Source organism: Limosilactobacillus avistercoris (assembly GCF_014836425.1).
In the GTDB taxonomy this organism is placed as follows: domain Bacteria; phylum Bacillota; class Bacilli; order Lactobacillales; family Lactobacillaceae; genus Limosilactobacillus; species Limosilactobacillus agrestimuris.
On record NZ_JACSQW010000026.1, the window covers coordinates 1 to 19,880 of the forward strand.

The following is a 19,880-nucleotide window of genomic DNA, read 5'->3' on the forward strand; positions in this document are numbered from 1 at the left end:
CCAGATCCATATTCACCAGAGGAAAGAGGAACTAATGAAAATACTAATGGCCTAATTAGGGAATACTTTCCTAAAAGGACTAATATTGATGATTATACAGATAAGGACGTCAGTTTCTGCCAACGTCAGCTGAACCGCCGTCCTCGAAAAGTGTTAAATTATGAAACCCCATATGAGGTATTTTTTGAGAAACCGTTGCACTTGGTTTGACAATTCGTCACAAAAAATCTGGTATTGATTTTCATCCATACCAGAATACTTATCCATTGATTTAAGATGTCTGCCGCTTTCTTAACTGTACTGAATCGCATTTTCTTGTTGGTGATGGTATTTCCGCATCATCTCTGCCATATGAACTTCATGGATCAGGAATTCATGTGTACGACAGATATAGTCATTTTCTCGACCAATCTTGGCAATATAACCATTAATATAATCAACCTCTGTTGGTCGTCCCTTAGAAAAGTCCTGGTACATTGATGGGTAATGGTACTTGTAGGCTTTACTGATAGTGGTAACTGAATCAATTTCTTCTTGCCGGCTTTCAATCAAACGGATACCGGCACGCTCACATGTATCAAATGATTCATTAAACAGTTGCCGTGCCATCTCGGGAACGCCAGGATATTCAATAAACTGCCCCATTTGCATTTCAAACATTGTGCAAAGGGTATTACAGACTGCGTTAAAGACGACCTTTGACATGCACATTCCCTTCCAATCATTTGCATAGACTGGTCCAAGGCGTGCTGATTTAAAGTCATCGAAGACTTGTTGAGTAGTTTCATCTGGCGCTTCATTATTGTAACGAGCCATATGCATTACTTCAGAATCAACGGCTCCCATAAAGTCAACATCAGCCGGAGCATCAAGACGGGTCGCAATCATTGCTGTACCACAAATAATATGATCTTTGTGGAAATACTGTGCAATTTTTTCAAAATGTCCCATCCCATTCATTGCTGAGAAAACGTATTGGTCATCATGAAAAATTCCTGCATCATAATCACGTTGCAATTCATCAGCCAGTTGCATCTGCTTTTTGAAGATAATCCAGACATCAGGATGACCGTTATATTCCTCTGGATAGTAAATATTAATCGGTACAATATGGCGGTCTTCGTGGTCTCGTGAAACAGTCACCCCACCTTGTTGGCGGACTTTTTCTACATTTGGTTCCCAGGTATCAATAAAATCAACGTTAATTCCAGCATTTTCTTGCATCATTACACCAAAACGGTAGCCCATTGCACCAGCACCAATAATTCCATACTTCATAATAATTACCTCCTAAATTTGAATCTGCTAACAAAAAAACGTCCTTTGTTCGAAATGAACAAAGGACGTTTTCACGTGGTACCACCTTACTTTGAGTCAGCCTCACAGCTTACTCCTTGACACGTACGGTTAAAAATATTTTTAACGATACGCTGCACGATATTGGGTGCTACCATGTCACCTCGAAAAGTGACCATATTAATAACGATCTTTAATCATCTAGTCTCAATGCATTCTCAATCACTAGCACTTCCTGTGATAAGGCTAGAAGCTTACTCCATCGCTACATTATTTCTTAGCAGATTTATTTGTTGGTAATATCATACTAGGTTACATTAGAAAATGTCAATACTTTTATTAGAATTTTCTAATTTTATCGTAAAGTCCATTGGTCGGACTCCTTTCTGTGTTAATATTTTTGGCAAGATTTCCTAATTGTGTTCTAAAAAACTTTTCCGTTTAAAAATTTTTTTTAGAACATAATTGGTTGGCCATTAGCTCCTTTCTATTTTTAGAATTACGTAGAAAGCAACATTATCTTAGCGATTATTCTAAGATAATGTTGCTTTTTACTGTCACGATTAAGTACACCCTAAAGTTACAGACAGAGTTATACTTATAACAATAATTAATGTGTCACAATTAAGTGTAACAAAAAGGGTGATAATTATGGCGTTGGTTTTCTACGCACGTGTCTCAAGTAAAGGTCAAAATCTGGATAGACAATTGGCGCGAGCTAATGAGGTTAAAGCAGATAAGATCTTTACGGACAAACAAAGCGGGAAAGATCTTAATCGACCAGATCTAGAACGAATGTTCGAATATATACGTGAAGGTGATATTGTTGAAGTCGTTAGTCTTGATCGTCTAAGTCGTGATTACAATGATATTCAGCATTTAGTTCAACGATTAAAGGATAAGAAGATTAAACTGATTGTTGATGATCTACCTCAGACTAATACTGGCAATGAATTAGTTGATCAGTTCATGCTAGATATGATGGTTAATCTCATGGGCTTTGTAGCACAAAATGAAAGGACAAAAATACTAGAAAGACAGCGTCAAGGCATCGCTGAGGCTAAACGAAGAGGGGCTTATAAAGGCAGACCTGTTAAATATGCGGCTCAGAGCAAAAATAGAGAAGGAAGATTGGTGTATGAGAAGGTTCGCGATGCAATAACCTCCGGAAATTATAAAAGTAAGGCTCAATTGGCTCGTGAAGTTGGGCTTTCACGTCCGCAGCTATATCGAATTATTAATCGAATAAATGATCAAGACAAATGAATTGAAGGAGATATAATTGCAATTTGATAGCGAATTTGCTATCATCATGATATGAAAGTAATAGAATTTTATTTTTATGACTGGGACGAGTTTGAAGACTACTTAGACAGTTTGCCTGACAAAGATGCTGCCAAACTTTTAGCGGTAATTAATAATATTGAGGAGCAAGGTTTAGCGATTGCTGAACGGCAGAAATGGACAAAAAAGTTGGAACCAAATCTTTATGAGATTCGATCTAAGCTTGCTTCTAATATTCAACGTGCGATTTATTTTCATTGGGAAAACAATAGATATGTTATAACACAAGGCTTTACTAAGAAGACTCAAAAAACGCCAAAACGTGAAATTAAGAAAGGATTACGCAGGCGTGATATATATGAAAGGAGACACCATCATGAGTAAAATTGACGAGTATATTGCTAAGCGAAGTCAACAGAGTACTGAATTTGCTAAAGCATATAAAGAAGAAAATCAGCAATTACAAGTTGCAGTCGAAGTTCGTAACCTTCGTGACAAATTGGGTATGTCTCAGCGTGAGTTTGCAAAAATGGTTGGTAAACCACAATCGACAATTGCTAGAATCGAAAGTGGTAAAATGAATGTCTCAATTAATGTACTAAATGAAATTGCAGATGCTACTAACCAAAAATTGACAGTGAAATTTGAACCTGTGACAGCTTAATAGAGATTAAACTCTTCCATATTGGGGGAGTTTTTCTATTTAATATATAAATAGCCCCTATATTCCGAGCGTAGAATATAGGGGCTTAATACATCAACATTCCTTAGGGGTTATTTGAGACTTATAGACCCCACTGGTAGGAGCAAAGCTGCTAAAGTGTATAAAAAATGCCATCACCTCAAGCCAAGATAATAGTCTTCATAAGCAACTACCTACCCCCAAAAGTATGTTTTAACAAAAATTCCAATCAATATGACAACAGCTAACAATAGTGTAGTTTTTAAAATATGAAACGCAACAAGAGTAAGTAATGATTCGGTGCTGCTCTTGTTATAGGTGTTATTTGAAGATTGTAGGCCCTAAAAAGTGTTATTTTTTTCGTGATATATCCTTAGCTTTCATAATATTCATTTCTTTCTCTATTTTTTTCTTTCTCTTATTATTTCCGGAAATAAAATCCGATTAACCAACCAATTATAAAAACAACTAAACTTTGAAAAAAATTAGGATCTTTACCTTTAAAAAACAACATAATTAAAAAAAATGTAAATACAATTGGAAATATTGATCCCAATATTTTCTTATTAAAATAGCCTAAGACATATTGCAATATCGTAGCGACAATGACAATTACCCAGAGTAATGCTGAGAATATATTCATAATTTAATATTCCTCTTTATTTTTTGACAAATCTTTAGCTTTCATTTTTTCGATTTCTTTACTGGCTTTCTTCTTCCTATCCCCCAGTGCCTCTAACCAGATACCATTTAAAATTGCCTCTCCCACAATCAATAACGTTAGTTTGGTTAGTAAAGACTGATCCTTAGTAAAGATGATATAAACCATTAATAACAGAAAAGCAATTCCAGGAATCGCTCCAAACCATTTTGGCAAATATCTATCTAAAACGTAAAGTATAGCTACAATCAACATACCCATTAAAAGCCCTTTAAACTCACTCATGTTTTTCCTCCTTAAAATCTTCAATAATTTGTTTTGCTAAGTCTAACGATATTTTTTCGTCAATTACCAATTGCATAATTTTGGTTTCAAAGGTACTTGTATCATTCTGTTCAATTAAATCAATTTTTTGAATAATTTTATTCAAGCGCATTCTGACGGTCGGATAACTTACTTGATATACCTTTGCCAATTGCTTTAGAGAGCCCGAAGCATGTACTAACTGTTTAACAAATTCTTGGTCCGCTTGATCTAGTGTTAAAAACCAGTTCATATTTCTCCCCTCCTTAATTAAATAATATTTATTTTAAATTAACATTATTTATAATAAATGTAAACAAAAGACATTATTTTTTATGTGTTGACCGATTTAAGTTGACTCCGAATTTGACAAAAATAGTCTTTCAAAGCGGCATTGTTATCGCTTTGAAAGACTATTTAAAAAGTATTTAGTACAAAATGGTTATTTAGATTTATAGACCCTAAAGCTGCTTTGGGGATTGTAATTTGGTGGTTCTCTATTCAGTTACTAACTGTTGGATAGTGTCGGATATGTGGATTTGTGTCTTATACTTCTTAAGGTCATGATTGTTAGTCGCTGTATTTCCCTTATGGTTTAACAAGGCGTCTAATGCTGCTAGGTTGCTAACATAAGTCTGATTAATGTAGGTGCGAGGCACAATACGTGCAACTTTAACATAGCTGCCCTTATGATACGCCATCACATAAGGATCTTTGACCCCAGGATTAAGCCCCGTCGTTAAGGTTAATTTGGCCCATTCATTACCCATCGTATTATCGGTGAACCAAGCGGTCCAGTAACCATTGGTCGCCTTATTGTTAGGCGAAATTTCCTTTTCACTAGGTAATTTAGTGTACCCGACTTTATAGGATAAAAACGGATCAAAGCGATCAATCGTCCCAATACCTTTATAATATCCCAAACATAAAATACCAATACTAACCAGTGCTAGTACGATCAAGCCACCTAAACCAAAAGTCCAACGACGATAACGACTTTTAAGCTTAACATCATGATCTATCTGGGTAGCCAAAGAGGGTTCTTTATCTTTTTTCATTGCAATCTCCTCGTTAAATAGAAGTTTTTCGAGTGAGATGTTAAACAATTGACTCAAAGCATGCAGGGTCTCTAAACTTGGCATATTCTTGCCAGTTTCCCAAGTTGAGACTGTTTGGCGAGTCACATGTAATTTTTGAGCTAACGCTTCTTGGGTTAAGTTAGATTGCCTGCGCAAGGTCTTGATATCGTCTTTAAAGCTCAAATCTCACTCCTCCTAAATCATAATCAAGGATCTAAGGCAATCCTAGCAAGAATTACTAGCATTAGTCACGCAAATGTTACTTGCACAAGCCAATAAAGCCATTCTTCAGATCGTAATAACGTTCTGAAGAATGGCTTTAGAAATGATCAAAGGCCTATTTGTTAGTTATAGCCCCTAACAGGGAAACAAGGTTTATTTAAGAACTTTTCTCAAACGTATCATGTCCCTTAAAACAAGACCATTTTCAGTAATTTCTTTATCATAGTGAATTGTAAAGAAATCTTGATCAACACCAACAACGCGGAAATCACATTTTTGATAAAGATAAAGTTGTCCGAAGCTAGTTGTACCAGTTCCAATTTCAAGACACTTGTAATTATTGTTTCGCGCATATTTTTCGGCAAAAGTAAGAAGTTGATGCCCAATTCCTTTGTTTCTTTGTGTTGAAATTACGGCAATGTTCACAACTTCTAGTGTTTCGGGGTGTGTAGGTAAAAGAACCAACACTCCTAATAATTCATTGTTATAGGTTGCCTCAAAACAAAAAGAACGGTTTAAATACTTACTTATTAATTTTTCATTAGGATCTGCTTCAAGTAACAGTTTATAATGCTGTTCTGTTAGTTTATTTAGTGTTTCAATATTTAGATTCATCTTTTCTCCTAATGGGAATGTGCCAATTGTTCTAAATCCCTGTCTGAAAAACTGTTTAATTTTGTAATCATTGTAGCCCCCCCTTTTTCCTAAAACAAGTTTAATAAAAAATAGGAGAGGATTCGATTATCTAAAACTAGGAAATGATATTAATTAATCATATACTTTCATTTTACGGACTGAATAAAAATAGTCCATTTTTTTAGTATAAGATCAATTCCTTATGAGTTCTGAAAGATACTAGATTTATAATATACTATGTCAAAAGGAGGAGTTAGATGAATAATCAAATCACACTAGCGTATTTAGATCATGATGATCTAGATGCTTTACAAGTTGTAAGTGTTGTCAGTTTTTATGAATCGTTTATCGATGGCGCAGATCCACTTGATATGCAAGAATATTTACAGACACAATTGACAACTGAAATATTGGCAGTAGAATTGGCACAGTCAACCAGTAAATTTATTGGTATTAAGGATCATCAAATACTCATTGGTTATATGAAAGTCAATGATGAAAAAGATGCTATAGAGATTCAACGGCTCTATCTGCTCAAAGATTATCAAAACAAAGGGTTAGGGCAACGGTTACTCGATGAAGCAAATCATTATGCTAAAACGAAACAAAAACGTTATTTACGTTTGGCTGTTTATGAAAAAAATCATGCAGCTATTCGTTTTTATGAACGTTATGGATTTAAAAAAATCGGGATCAAACATTTTCTTTTAGGAAAGCAAGATCGTATTTGTCCGATTTTAGAAAAAGAAATCTAAAAAAACGTCCTCACTTTTGATGCTGAGGACGTTTTTTTCTTGTGTTAATCCTTTTGACTTTCTAATTAGTGTAATACGCATTTCGTGACTAATACATTTTTCTCTCTTTCACTAATGATTTTATAAGGCAGATTGCAAGAAATAACATGAACAGATTAAAATAGTGTTCATGTTAACTTGCTAAAAATGAGTAGTGTATTATTCTAGGTGCTTAAAAGAACTAGGTTAGGCTTAATCTTGTTTACTCTCTCTTTATTCAATAACTAATCATGAAAGCATACTAGACCAGATTGGACAGTATCATAACCTTCTTAGTTTAACAGCAGACCAGTTACAGGAATTAAAAGCACGGGTTAAAGAGTTGGAATAAAGGTTACAGTTTTGTAGCCTTTTTCTTTTCTCTTACCTGGTTCAGTTTCTGCACAGATATTGACCTAGTATTATAGCTGTGTTTAAATAGGAAGTTAAGATGGTTCAAAAACATAGTTCAATAAGTGGGAGACGTTATTATGAAATTTGGTTACGCGCGAGTAAGTGGTTTGTCTCAGGATCTTGCACAACAAAAAGAACAGTTAGTAAAAAATGGTGTTGATGAGGATAATATCTATGCTGAAAAATTTACTGGAACCACTGAGCAACGGCCAAAATGGCAAAAGCTTAATAAGCAACTTCGAAAAGACGATGAAGTTGTTTTCACTAAGGTGGATCGTATTGGTCGTAGCGTTAAGGTTGCCGTTGATATTGTTAATGACTTACTTGATAAGGGTGTTAAAGTTTATATCATTCAGCTAAATGGTTACGTCAACAAACAGGACGCAATGGGAAAAATGCTCTTTAACTTTCTCACTATCATGGCTGAATTTGAACACGATATGATTGTAGACCGTCTAGCTCAGGGCAAGGCTTATGCTAAAGCTCACAACCCTAACTATCATGAAGGACGTCCTAAAAGGCGCATTACAAATCGCTATAGAAAAATTTACGAACTAAGTAAGGAGCATTCCATTAAAGAAACGGCTGAGATATCTGGTGTGAGTGAAAGCACGGTTAAAAGGATTCGGAAGCAGATTCGTGACGAGCAACAATAATATACTATGTATGGTTTAAACAGTATATTATTCCTGTTATTGAAACTAGATTAGCAGGGTTCAAAAACGACCATCAATATTTAAAAATAAATAATTTAGATTACCATCAGTAAATTGAAAGGCGGTAATCTTATGACGCGTAACAGTTTTATTAATACCTATAAGAGATTAAATACGGGCTTAGAGTGCAAGCCGGATAGATTCTACTTTCCGTACTTTGGAAAAAGTGTCAACAATTTGACAACTTTGCGCACCTGGTTAATTCCTCAATTAAAGCCAGGAGATGTGTTGATGGTCTCTGACTTAGCTCAACTTGGTAATTCTGTTTCTGATGTCTTACATATCATTCTGCCTTTACTAAAAAACAATATCCGAATCAACATCAGCAATATTGGCATGATTGACAATACTGATCGTGGGTATTGGATAACTAAGACTCTATTGGCGGTAGCAAGACAAGAGAAGGATATTCGCCGGTTTCAGATGGTCCAAAAAGCAAAGGACGATAAAAGAAAAATAAGGGTGGTCGACCAAGAAGAACGTTAACGCCTAAATATAAAGCGGCTTTAACTTACATGAAAACTCACACTTATCAGGAAACAGTCAATAAATTTCATGTTTCGAAATCAACTTTAAAGCGAAAAAAACAGTTCGGAGTAAGTATAAAAAATTAAAAATACTGAAAAGTAGCCCCTACTTAGTTATTTGGTCAAGTAGGAGCTACTTTCTTTAGTGTTCTTAAAGGGTCATTTATTACAAATGGACCCTAAATATAACATGTGAATATTTATTATATTTCAATATAATAAATCAGTTAATTTTACTTCTGTGTTATTAAAGCCATATGATTGCACCATCTTTTGAATACTACTAATTTTCCCTTCTAGTTTATGACTTACTATTACAGTGTCAATCATATTAGGTTCAATATCTAATTTTATTTTTGGCTTTCCGTTAAAGTATAGATCGGGCATTATATGTTGTTCTTGAGATAATCTCTTAATTACAACAAATCTAATTTCTTCTTCCTGATATAAAAGAGAATTTTTAAAGCATTGGGAATATAGTTCCAATGCTTTTAGCGATTCATTTTTTATTTGAGACATGTCATTAGGATCGCGATCTTTATTTCTAAACGCAATTAACCATGCCTTCATTACTGTATTTACATACTCCAACTGTTCTTTTTTGTCGTACAGAACTTTTAAGGGGTAAACGAGACCATCTCCTGGATCTAACCTCTTATAAAAGTAAGATGGCGTATGTTTTATTGCTAAATGATCCTGGATACTTTGATTTTTGAATTGTATAGCTATATCACCGTATCTGGATAAAGCTTCAGAATTTTTATTATCCGTAAGAGACATAAGGTAGTAATCAAAAATTGGATTAGAAATGTCGTTGTTAAATTCCTGCAATTCTTTATTAGAGGCACCTGCTTCTTTTAAGGCACTTTTACATAAGTCATAAGTGTATTGTTTTTCACTTTTATCATTCATATCAGTATATCGACCAATAAAAAATGAGCGAGAACTTAGAATCGCTTCCAATGAGTTTAAGTTTGTATAGTGATATAACAGTGGGTGTTTATCAGGAAAACCTCCAAACCTTTCAGCTATTTTTGCAGGTTGAGCTCTACGAAAGTAATTTGAATTTTCATCATAATGATCTGCCAAAAGCCGCTGAGCATTATTATCTAAACTTTCTAACATGTCCATCATTTCTGGTGGAATATTATCATTTTTAATTACTTGGGACAGTTTTTGATCCATTAACTAATCTCCTTCTTAACTATACACTTTCTGTATCAATAAATTATCATTTACCTATGATATAATTACAAAGTCGTTCGTCCCCTTGTCGTGATAGAGAGGGGGTGGTTGCTATGAACCTATTAAACGACTTAATCTCGCTCGTTAGTTCGCTCATCGTAGTATGGTTCGGCTGGTGGCTTAACAACCGACACTATTAACGAGTAATCGAACGGCACAAGCCCACAATAAAAGCCCTCAGCAACTTAGGACCTTGCTGGGGGCTTTTGTGTTGCGCTATGAACCTACATAACGACTTAATCTCTATAATTATTATATCATGTATTGATTAATTTACCACTCATGAGGTTACTATAAGAGATTCTTGTCGCGCATCTCTTGGAATAATCCATGAGTATCTTCCTTACCATCATCTTCAACATAGAACTTCAAACCATAGATTTTAACTCTGTCATCTTCACCTAAGACTTTAATATTATCAGGATTGATTCTTTCGAGAAGTTCTTCCTTCCATTTGTCCTTCTCTACATAAGGAGTCCCTTTAGGTTCAAGAAATAGCTGATAGATAAAATTCTCGTTTTCTAGGTAAAGAATAAAGTCGGGCATATAACCCTCATAATGATAAACATCTGTACCGAAATCATGTAATTTAAAATCAGTTGTTCGTTCATCAATACGTAATAAATAAGCTCGCCCGTACTGCTGCTTTAGTTCAGGCATAATGCTATTAATATGGTCAATGAAGTGTTTTTCAAGGGTATCAACAATCGCATAATCGTAGACATACCAGTCTTTGCCTTGCATCGAATCAGGACCTATTAATGCACCTTTGCCGAATTGATCACCAACACGCTTTTGATAATCTTGAATAACTTCATTAACGGCGATAGGCATAAACTCGTTAGTACCAATAGAGCGTTTGAAGTTATTAGAGATTGCTGTTTGCACACGAACTAAATACTTTTTAACTGCTGTTAATCGTTGTTCGTTAGTTAGAGCAGGAGAACCTGTTGCTACTTTAACTCTTATGGTGGCGTTCCCTAACCATTCATTGCTAGTTAAGAATTCTCGCATGCTTGTTAAAGTAGGACAGTATTTTTTAAGGGAGTCAAAACGGTAGAAGTTATTGAAGGACACGGCTGTACGTATAAGTGCCTTATCTTGAGGATTGCTAAATCTAGCAGCAACTTCAAGTGTTGTAGAGGTGGTATCGTTCTTATCCGCACCAGTATCGTATCTTCGCTCAGAAACAGCATCAACCATATCAATTGGTCCAGTTGTTTCAGGATCGAAGCCGTACTTCTGAATAGAATCGTAATGCGATTCAGGAACGTCAATGACCTTATTATAGTAAATATTCCCATGCTTATATGCTTTGGTCTTCTTAAACGAATTCTTTACTTTAGCGGTGTACACCTTGTATTGAGTATCTTCATTAACAGGTAGATCAATTGCATCTAGTGATTTTCTAAGATTTTCCAGATATTGTGGATCGTTAATAGTGTGGTAGTACAAACGCTCCAAAAGCTGAATTTCTGGTTTACGGTCATCAAATCTTCTCGTATATGACTTCTTTCCGTGATAAACGAATGGATAGTATCTGGCACCACGTCCAATAAGCTGGGCTTCAGCATTTGTATCTTTAGGCTTGATATTTTTTTCGCCAATCCGGACGATGTCAAAGAGGTTCAAAACGTCCCAACCTTCACTCAACTTAGCAACGGCGAAGACAGAGCGAATCGGGTTGTCAGGACTTTCCAAAGAATTGAGCCTTCTTGAAACTGATTCGTCATCAAGAATGTTCTTACTTCCAGAGTCATTCGCGTTAATCGTTGTAAACTTGCTAAAATTGCGTTTTAACTCGGTTACTGTAGAACCAAAATCTTGATTTAGCCAATACTTGTAAGCAAGACTGAGTGCTTCACTTTGCGTTGAACGGTTTTGATTCTGTATAAATTGTTGCAACGATTCTGCTGATAGGTTGTCAATCATTGTCAAAAAGGTTTCGTTGATAGCCCTTGATTCAGCGATTGTATTCGATTTGAACAAGATTACAGGCTTAAAGTCGGGAATACTCATGTTTTGAGCAATACGCTTCCGATATTGTGATAAGAGTACAGCATTGAGCATCTTATTTTCATCACTATTATTTGCTTGAAGCCGGTAGACCTTTTTGGAAAACCCATCATTAATGAAGTGGCTAAGATCATATTGTGCAATGATCTTATTTTGATACTTGTGGTAAATGTCAGGATTATGAAGATCGATAGTCGCAGTAAATTCAAGTTGTTTATTTTCATGATTTAATTGCCTGATCTCATCAAGCAAATGCTCCCAACTAAGTCCCTCCCGATTAGCTTTCTTACTGCGAGTAGAAACATTAAAGTGGTGTGCTTCGTCGGCAAGCAGGACTAATTTATGTCTTGCCAGTGAATCCTTGGTAATTCCATTTTCTCTGGGGGCGTAATAGTCATTTGATAATTGTTGAATGCCAGCAAGTTTGATATATATTGTATCCTTTTCAAGATTTACTGGATATCGGTCGACTTTTTTAATCGTAACATGATCGCCATCAATAACTAATGGATTGTTGTAAAGGTACTTAGCAGAAGCACTATTTACTAAGTTATCAATAGTCTTGTCGACAACAGCAGTTGTATTAGTGGTAAACAAGAAGCATTGATAACCCCAGGCACGAAACATATACAGGATAATTGCGGCCATAATATCGGTCTTTCCAGATCCTGTGGCCATGTAAAACATCAACTGATTACGTTGGTCAGCATCCTTCATGTTGAGTACTGCATCGAGGTGATGGACAGCATCCATTTGGTAATTACGGAGTTTGTGTTTTAGATTATTAGTAATGTAAAGGGGATTATCCTCTAAGGATGATTTGAGTGAAAAAAGGCTGGTGCTGTTAAGAGCATTTAGTAATTGGAGATCAATTTTTTCTTCGGGTATTGTTTTTTTACGAGCCATTACTTTGACTCCTTCCCGTTGTAGAAGCTCTTATTGAATCGATAATCACTATCCGAGATCAGGTCACGGACGTCTGCATCATCAATATTGGCTTCGTTATAGTAAAGTTGGTTCTTATCAAGTAGCTTGATTAACAGCTTTTTCTGATCTTCAAATGGTAGAGAAGCACGTTCAGAATCATTTTCAAATTTATTTAAGTCGACACGAAAATCTAGATCAGCACCCTGTTTCATTCGGTCATAAACTGCATTAAGCTCGTCAATGGTAGTTGCCTTCTGAAGGTCATAAAGAAATCCCTGGTTCTTTTTCATAAGTTCGGTGTAGACAAATGAACCGCCACCTTGCCAATTAACTTCCTTGGAAATACCAGTTTGATCACCATGAATAACATTATTTAATCGTTTATTGATTTTTATGATTTGTTCATTAATTTGTTCGATTGCTATAAATTTTCGACTCATTTTCATTGCTGTAGCTAACGTTGAGCCACTACCAGCGAAAAAGTCCATAACATAATCATTTTTATTACTAAAATATTTAATAATATTTTTCAATAATTTCTCAGGCTTTTTTCCATTTCTTAATTCGACGCCTCCTTCAAGACGATCGTTTCCAAATGAACCTGCCATATCAATGAAGCCTGGTATAGGCAATAACTTTTGACTAGTTTTACCGTTTTTAACATCTAGGGGAACTCCTTGATAATACTTTCCTTTAGTAGCTCCTGCTTTCTTTGGACCTGTAAAGAATCTATAGTCATTACCATCATCGCCTATATCATAAACTTTATAGACCACACCATAACCATCTTTTTTATAACGGCCACTTAAATAATCTCTAAAAAATCTTCCGGAGGAATTACCATTTAAGATTGTTCCAGAAGCCCATATTTCTTTAAGACCTTCCGGATTACCGGAGGTTTTCTTAAACTCAACCTGGTCTTTAGTGAAAATATCAACTTGTTTATCGCCAAGCATAATTGATGAAGAAGGTTTCCCAGTCGTTTTAACTTCGTAACAGAATTTTGAATAATCATATGGAACTTTGTCCTTGTTGGGTTTTACCTCAGCATTAGAATTTTTTTTATAGTAATGGATTTGTTCTATTTGTTTATGATAATCCATATCTGATTTCAATGTCTTATTAGCATATCGGACTAACACATATTGCGTGAATAATTCATTGTCACGACCAAATATTGAGTCTGTCAGTACCTTTAGATATGGTCCCTCAGAATCATCCAGTTGGATAGCAATGACCCCGTTATCAGACATTAGCGTTTTTGCTATTTCCAATCGACTCTTCATAAACGTGAGCCAAGTAGCATGACTAAATCGATCATTATATTTAAAGGAATCAGATCCTGTGTTATAGGGTGGATCCAAATAAATGAGTTTAATTTTTCCGGCGTACTTTTTGGCAATACTATGTAGAGCGATTAAATTATTGCCCTTAATTACTAAATTATCATTATCATCAAAATTGGTAGCTTTGTGTTCGCCTTCTGTATCGTATAGTTTTGCATTAACTAATACTTTTGGTTCAAATAACTCACTAATTTCAGAATGAGCTAATGTTTCGTTCAAAAAAGGTTCATCAGCCCCGACTTCTTTATCAACATCATCTTTAGTCATACCTGCTTTTAGAACAGTATCTTTATAGGGGAAATCTAATACAACATCGTCTGAGTCACTAATGAATTTATCATCACTGGTAAGGCCAATTCGGTTGGCGTATTTGGTAAAACTATTACCCCAAAACTCTTGATATTCAAACATTTCAATAAAGTGATTTAATTTGAATACTGTTGTATCAGCTATTTGTTCAGTATATTCATCTTTAATAAGATTGTTGGCCAACAATGCTACCATTAAGTCTTTATCATATTTATCAAGGTCGCTAATAACGGCATTACGTTTTAGAGAACCATCTTTGGTTATATACTTAGTACCGAATTGCTGAAGAACATCTTTAACCTGCTCCATTAATCTAGTATCTATTTGCATCATATCTACCTTTTCTAGTAATTATTATTTCTTCTTATTATACCAATTTATGTTATGCGAACTGATGTAGTTATTTTGTTTCATACCATGTTTCAAATTTTTTTATTTAGACTGTTAATACAAAAAATAAAATAGAAAGGATATGAAACATATGTCAATGTATGCTTATGTGGCTGGAACCACTAATAATGACATTAATGATAAAGGTTCAATCGCGTGTCAAATTGATTTTCTTAAACAAACCAATGTGGATTATGATGCTTACTTTATTGACACATTCACTGGGGTGTGTCAGGCACGATTTCAACTGCAAAAATTACTTATGGTTGTGAAACCTGGCGATATGATAGATGTAATGGACGTATCAAATATGACGTCTAACGTGCGTGAATTATGTTGCTTACTCGACGAGATTGAAGACCTTCAGATAACAATTTTTAGCGACGAGCTAGAAATGGGTATGAGTAACAGTCGTGAACCGTATTATGTAGCTAAGATGCTCTGTCGAGCAGATATGGTTACTATGATGCAACGTTCCTCTAATAGAAAAAAGATGTGTCAAATGACACATCAGATTGATTTGCATAGGGATAAAAGCAATAAACGAGAGATTACACAACAAGATTACCAGATTTACAATCTGCTTATGAAGAGCGACTATAGAACTACTCAACAGGCAACAGGCCTATCTAGGTCAACGCTTTATCGATTGAAAAAACGAATTCAGAAACGGTAATCAAAAAATAGGTACTACTAAATTTTAAATTTAGTAGTACCTATTTTTTCAAAATTTTATGATCTTACCTATTCTTTTTCTTTTTTTTCAAACATTTCAAGCCACAGCTTATAAGCTCGCATTTCATCATTAGTTAATGAATTAATTACTCGGTCAACGGCTTGATCTACAGTAGCATCTTGTGTCTTAATTCCAAGAGCATTTTCCAACGCATTAATCTTCAACACAGTACTTGTTAATAAACGAACTGTTTTGTATGATTTTCGACCTGTTTTTGGCCTTCCTACTGATCTTTTTTTATGCTGCAGATCATTTTCAACTCTGTCGGTTACAGTAAGAGGATTATAAGTTATTTTTGGCTTTGAAATATCGGTCTTGTCTATTGGCTTGGGCCTTGGTTTTGACCTTCTTTTCGTGCCCTTATCAAATTGATATTTAGCCATCAGTTAAGTGCTCCTTTATCCTTTAATCGAGCAATAATTTCATCTGTTAACTTTGTGTAAATATAGTGTAGACGTGTGTCATGCATGTCATACTTGGTTAATCCTTTTTCAGCAATCCCTGTTCTATCGTATCGTTTCAATCTTTCCATGTGTCTAATAATTTGATTAAATAGCATATCGTCGCCAAAATCAACGCGAGCATCTTTTAAAATTTGACTATCTAAACCAGCATTATTTTTAAGTAGGACTGCTAAAACTCCAATAATATCAAAGTCAATATTGGCATAATTATTGTACATTTCCTGCAGGTATTCAAAAAATGTTTCAGCTCCATCTAGAGAACGCTGTTGGGTTTGTAAAACAATGATCACAAAATTAGTAGCATATATTGCTGAATCTGTAAAAATTGAAAGCGTTGGTGGTACATCGATAATGATGAAATCATATTGGTCATGTACTTTAGCCAGTTGTTTCGAAAAATAAGCAATTCGTTTTTCTTTTACTTTAGCCATTTCGCTTTGCAAGGTTGTGCTATTACCGGCTAGAATTTTTTCTTTATCAGGCATAAATTTCATTTCTAAGAAATCAGGATAATTTTTAAAGTCTTCTGACGAAGGAAGAAGATACAGATTATCCATAATATTAACAATAGCAGGTTCAATATTTTCTTCGGTTAAAGCTACCATCATTGTTTTTTCAATTTTTAAATCAGTGCCATGCTGCAATCCATAAGTTCTTCGTAGTAACTGGGTAGCATTTGCTTGTGGATCTAAATCGCAAACTAATGTTTTATAGCCCTTTCTTGCTAATTGGTATGCGGTCATAACACTATTAGTAGTTTTGCCTACGCCACCCTTCATGTTTCCGTATAGTACAGTTGGCATTGGTAGTCACCTCCCATAATAATAGGTTTAGTTACTTTAAACTAAGTTTACAACAAAAAAATTCTAGTTACTATAATTACTTTACTACAACTCGGATTAATCTTAATTGGTAAAGGAACTATAACAGTTAATTATAGATATCGATTAAGTGTAGTAAATAAATACAATAATGGGAAAACTAGATAAATAATTATAGTAAAATATTTATCTACTACAATTATTTACTGTAGTAAACAAATTACAAGCTTATTTTTTTAAACGTTGATATAATCACCTTTGAAATAGTAGTAAGTTATTTGCTTACTACTATTATTTATAAACTACAATAAATATTTTACTACAATAAATAATTGTGGTTTATAAATACCGTACTACAGCTTATTTTAAAGTATTTACTTTGTGCAATAAATAGTGTAATTTAAGAGTCGAAACAAAATATTTATTTCAAAATTGAATATTTTAGAGCAAAAAGAAAAAGCCTGCCATGTATTGGAAGTACACAACAGGCAACCAATTAGCTAATGGGCGTAGCTAGTGGTTTGTCATTTCTATCTATGAATTAATTATAGGAGAAATGTAGCTAATTTCAAGTGATTGAATTTAACATAAACCAAAAAACTAGGCACATGGCTAAAAGGCTGTGTGCTTTTCTTTTTGGGCCGCACCCGTTTGACTCGAAAACAGCTGTACTGTGTTGGTAGCACCTCGAAACACACGTGGGATTGAGATGCACAATCCTGTAGTTAACAATTGGGTATGCTAAACCCTAGGATTTGCAACCCTAAGAGACGTGGCTGGATGTCCAGAAAATGCGACGGACAACCCTATTTATCAATGCGATTTTTTCGTGTTTTCGCGATGTTTTGTTGAAAATTTAGTACAGCAATCGAACAAATCAAACACTGATGATAATGGGGGCAAGGGCTGGATGAGCTTAATATGTCTGAGTTGTTATTGTTGATGAGTTCATTAATAATGATTAGTGGATTGATTAACAATAATAACTAGTGTTACGATGTTGCATCATTGCATTTTTGCCACAGATAGGCGAAGTGTAATGATGATGCTACGCAGTTACTTTGTAGGGGTTAAGGGGCAGTGGGTTTGTTATTTGTATATACAATTAAGGTTGTTAGGGGTGATGGTTATGAATAAGAACGAAACTGTAATATTTAGATGCGATTATGAATTTAAAAAACACTTAGATGAGTTAGTTGCTAAATCAGGAAAAACAAAATCCGAATTTATTAGGGAATGTATTCAAGATAGTGATGCGACAGCTTTGGAGCAAAAGTTAAGTCAAATTAATATTAGTTCAGATAATCGAAGTCCTTTTGATAGTGCACTTAGTAATTTAACTAATGCTTTGGGTAAAGCCAGAAAAGTGGATGAAGTACCTAAGGAATTGCTAGTTATGTTAGAAGATTTGATTAAAAATTTTCGGTTAATCGGTTCAAGAAAAGCCAAGAAATAATTTTTGTATATACAGAGCATTTGCTATATATATGGCTTTCTGTGTATATACAAATAAAGTGACGATATTTGAAGCTACTGTGTATGATTACCCATATTCTTAAAAAGTTTTGCGTATTATTGCCACTTTTTGTATATACATATAGATGTTGATATAAATATAACCGTATGTATATACATATTCGATAATTTGAGAAAATGTAGGTAATTATTGTAGCATTTGGTCTTAGTGTTTTGAAGCTTTGTATAATTGACATTTTGCAATTTCTTTTCTATTCAATATTAAGTTAACAAAACTCTTTAAAAAGACACTTATTAAGTTAATTTGTAACTTACAATTGTAGTGATAATCGCTTATAATTAACAAGGGTAATTAATAATAAAGATAATAAAAAACTAACCAAATAATTTAATCCTTCCACAATGATTATTTGAAAGGGTGTTTTTTATTATGCACAAATCCAAACGTTCTCAAGCAACTGAAATATATAAGAAACGTAAAGCCGCAATCAAAAAGGGTGATTTAGTAAAAGTAACAAGGTATGGTAAATATACTGAAGTTATGTTTGCTAAGCGTACTCCGCCTAAAGGTAAAGTTAATATTAGACGTAAACATGGTTCTTTAATCAACAGTAAAACTCGTGAGATTATTAACGTCGATCACGCTACAAGTCGCAGTGATTTATTAACGAGTCTTAAACGTTCATTGAAGACCCTAAGTCATTTAATAGCATGTAATTTTAAAGGCGGGAAAGATGAAAAGTTCATTACATTAACGTATTCTGTACCATATCAACTTGATCCTCATGGTGCAAAAAAAGATTGGCAACGATTGTATCAGAATTTTCGTAATAATTATCCGAAGGCGAAGTATGTTGCAATATTTGAGCCTCAGGGGACACTTTATCCAAATGAGGATCAAAAAATGGTGCCAAATTGGCACATTCATATTTTGATTAAAGGAATAAGAGAAGACATTTCACCTAAGCTTAAAAAATGGTGGCGATCACGTGGTCTTTTTAAAGTCAAACCAATCTCTGAGATTAAAACGAATAATTTAGGTATTTATTTTACTAGCTATTCAAAAAATTTAAATCCAGCTTTTATTGATAAGGTGGCTCGTAAAGTGATTCAAGAAAAGGATGCAAGTATCTTAGATGACGACGATAAGGACATTGCTAAGGGTGCTCGTTTACTTTTTTATCCTCCGCATTTTCGAATTTATGTTGCTTCTCAAAATTTGAAACAACCACAAGTTAGTTATGTGCGATTCGATGAGTTGGATACGTCTAAACTGGGGGAATTAGTATCAGAGTCTACAATCGATATTAAAGATACTCAGACTGGCAAGATTATGAATTCATATGGCTACCTTAACTTTCGCCAAAAATAATATACGAATTGAAAATAGATTATTATATTATTCTTTCTTGTAGAGCGTTAAGACAAACAGAAAAAGGAGTTATTGCTCATTTAACAATAGCTCCTTTCTTTTTTATTTATTGAGTATTTACAATCTAAGTGCAACAGATTTTAAAAAATAAACCCATAGCGGGTAGAATATGTTTAACGACCAAA

At 34.4% G+C, this 19,880-nt stretch carries 20 protein-coding genes; 10 read left to right on the top strand and 10 right to left on the bottom strand.

Translation table 11 applies throughout. The annotated features are described in order from the left end of the window. Window positions 1-210 (top strand): IS30 family transposase (locus tag H9564_RS08085; protein WP_191684986.1); only part of this gene is annotated, 210 nt, incomplete at its 5' end. An 81-nt stretch (window positions 211-291) separates the two neighbouring features. Here H9564_RS08085 and H9564_RS08090 read toward each other — a convergent pair. Beyond that, window positions 292-1,278 (bottom strand): ketopantoate reductase family protein, encoded by a 987-nt coding sequence (locus H9564_RS08090; RefSeq protein WP_191684987.1) that lies wholly within the window; start codon window positions 1,276-1,278, stop codon window positions 292-294. Window positions 1,279-1,947: 669 nt separating this feature from the next. On the opposite strand from H9564_RS08090, the gene H9564_RS08095 reads away from it, so the two are divergent. Genes H9564_RS08095 through H9564_RS08105 form a run of 3 tightly spaced genes read left to right on the top strand, consistent with a single transcriptional unit; the run spans window position 1,948 to window position 3,244 of the window. Beyond that, entirely contained in the window at window positions 1,948-2,562 is a 615-nt protein-coding gene (locus tag H9564_RS08095; RefSeq protein WP_191684988.1) for a recombinase family protein, read from the top strand. Between the two features lie 51 nt (window positions 2,563-2,613). After that, window positions 2,614-2,964 carry a type II toxin-antitoxin system RelE/ParE family toxin gene (locus tag H9564_RS08100; RefSeq protein WP_087216161.1) on the top strand — a complete coding sequence of 117 codons (351 nt, stop codon included), beginning with the start codon at window positions 2,614-2,616 and terminating at the stop codon, window positions 2,962-2,964. Beyond that, entirely contained in the window at window positions 2,957-3,244 is a 288-nt protein-coding gene (locus H9564_RS08105; RefSeq protein WP_081537235.1) for a helix-turn-helix domain-containing protein, read from the top strand. The genes H9564_RS08100 and H9564_RS08105 overlap by 8 nt, the downstream gene beginning before the upstream one ends. A 664-nt stretch (window positions 3,245-3,908) precedes the next feature. Here H9564_RS08105 and H9564_RS08110 read toward each other — a convergent pair. From H9564_RS08110 to H9564_RS08125, 4 genes are all read right to left on the bottom strand, one after another. Then, on the bottom strand, window positions 3,909-4,208 hold the full coding sequence (locus tag H9564_RS08110; protein ID WP_098035640.1) for a hypothetical protein: 300 nt from the start codon (window positions 4,206-4,208) through the stop codon (window positions 3,909-3,911). Beyond that, window positions 4,201-4,479 carry a DUF2089 family protein gene (locus tag H9564_RS08115; RefSeq protein WP_015063546.1) on the bottom strand — a complete coding sequence of 93 codons (279 nt, stop codon included), beginning with the start codon at window positions 4,477-4,479 and terminating at the stop codon, window positions 4,201-4,203. Before H9564_RS08115 ends, H9564_RS08110 begins: the two co-directional genes overlap by 8 nt. Before the next feature lie 244 nt (window positions 4,480-4,723). Further along, window positions 4,724-5,488 (bottom strand): helix-turn-helix domain-containing protein, encoded by a 765-nt coding sequence (locus H9564_RS08120; RefSeq protein ID WP_078009981.1) that lies wholly within the window; start codon window positions 5,486-5,488, stop codon window positions 4,724-4,726. Between the two features lie 192 nt (window positions 5,489-5,680). Continuing rightward, window positions 5,681-6,142 (bottom strand): GNAT family N-acetyltransferase, encoded by a 462-nt coding sequence (locus H9564_RS08125; RefSeq protein WP_191684989.1) that lies wholly within the window; start codon window positions 6,140-6,142, stop codon window positions 5,681-5,683. 278 nt (window positions 6,143-6,420) lie between these two features. On the opposite strand from H9564_RS08125, the gene H9564_RS08130 reads away from it, so the two are divergent. The 3 genes from H9564_RS08130 (at window position 6,421) to H9564_RS08140 (ending at window position 8,552) form a co-directional block, all read left to right on the top strand. Continuing rightward, the gene (locus tag H9564_RS08130) at window positions 6,421-6,918 is read left to right on the top strand and encodes a GNAT family N-acetyltransferase (RefSeq protein WP_191684990.1); all 498 of its coding nucleotides are present in this window, start codon (window positions 6,421-6,423) and stop codon (window positions 6,916-6,918) included. Between the two features lie 509 nt (window positions 6,919-7,427). After that, window positions 7,428-8,006, top strand: a complete 579-nt coding sequence (locus H9564_RS08135) for a recombinase family protein (protein WP_016497322.1) — start codon at window positions 7,428-7,430, stop codon at window positions 8,004-8,006. Between the two features lie 237 nt (window positions 8,007-8,243). Further along, window positions 8,244-8,552, top strand: a complete 309-nt coding sequence (locus tag H9564_RS08140) for a recombinase family protein (RefSeq protein WP_191684991.1) — start codon at window positions 8,244-8,246, stop codon at window positions 8,550-8,552. Window positions 8,553-8,803: 251 nt separating this feature from the next. Here the strand turns inward: H9564_RS08140 and H9564_RS08145 are convergent, their stop codons facing one another. From H9564_RS08145 to H9564_RS08155, 3 genes are all read right to left on the bottom strand, one after another. After that, complete coding sequence (locus tag H9564_RS08145) at window positions 8,804-9,778, bottom strand: hypothetical protein (protein ID WP_191684992.1); 975 nt, start codon at window positions 9,776-9,778, stop codon at window positions 8,804-8,806. Between the two features lie 351 nt (window positions 9,779-10,129). After that, the gene (locus tag H9564_RS08150; protein WP_191684993.1) at window positions 10,130-12,760 is read right to left on the bottom strand and encodes a DEAD/DEAH box helicase family protein; all 2,631 of its coding nucleotides are present in this window, start codon (window positions 12,758-12,760) and stop codon (window positions 10,130-10,132) included. Beyond that, window positions 12,760-14,769, bottom strand: a complete 2,010-nt coding sequence (locus H9564_RS08155) for a site-specific DNA-methyltransferase (protein ID WP_199160747.1) — start codon at window positions 14,767-14,769, stop codon at window positions 12,760-12,762. The genes H9564_RS08150 and H9564_RS08155 overlap by 1 nt, the downstream gene beginning before the upstream one ends. Window positions 14,770-14,917: 148 nt before the next feature. On the opposite strand from H9564_RS08155, the gene H9564_RS08160 reads away from it, so the two are divergent. After that, window positions 14,918-15,502: a recombinase family protein gene (locus H9564_RS08160; RefSeq protein WP_225209625.1), complete on the top strand. Its 585-nt coding sequence runs from the start codon at window positions 14,918-14,920 to the stop codon at window positions 15,500-15,502. Between the two features lie 68 nt (window positions 15,503-15,570). Here the strand turns inward: H9564_RS08160 and H9564_RS08165 are convergent, their stop codons facing one another. Both H9564_RS08165 and H9564_RS08170 read right to left on the bottom strand, forming a co-directional pair. Further along, window positions 15,571-15,945, bottom strand: coding sequence for a DUF5388 domain-containing protein (locus H9564_RS08165; RefSeq protein WP_003672132.1), 375 nt, complete (start codon window positions 15,943-15,945; stop codon window positions 15,571-15,573). After that, window positions 15,945-16,829 carry a ParA family protein gene (locus H9564_RS08170; protein WP_003672130.1) on the bottom strand — a complete coding sequence of 295 codons (885 nt, stop codon included), beginning with the start codon at window positions 16,827-16,829 and terminating at the stop codon, window positions 15,945-15,947. The genes H9564_RS08165 and H9564_RS08170 overlap by 1 nt, the downstream gene beginning before the upstream one ends. A gap of 1,147 nt (window positions 16,830-17,976) precedes the next feature. Between H9564_RS08170 and H9564_RS08175 the strand changes: the two genes are divergently transcribed. Both H9564_RS08175 and H9564_RS08180 read left to right on the top strand, forming a co-directional pair. Then, window positions 17,977-18,303, top strand: a complete 327-nt coding sequence (locus tag H9564_RS08175) for a ribbon-helix-helix protein, CopG family (RefSeq protein ID WP_098046486.1) — start codon at window positions 17,977-17,979, stop codon at window positions 18,301-18,303. A gap of 450 nt (window positions 18,304-18,753) precedes the next feature. Beyond that, a complete protein-coding gene (locus H9564_RS08180) occupies window positions 18,754-19,695 on the top strand; it encodes a rolling circle replication-associated protein (RefSeq protein ID WP_191684994.1) in 942 nt (313 codons plus the stop codon). Window positions 19,696-19,880 lie beyond the last annotated feature (185 nt).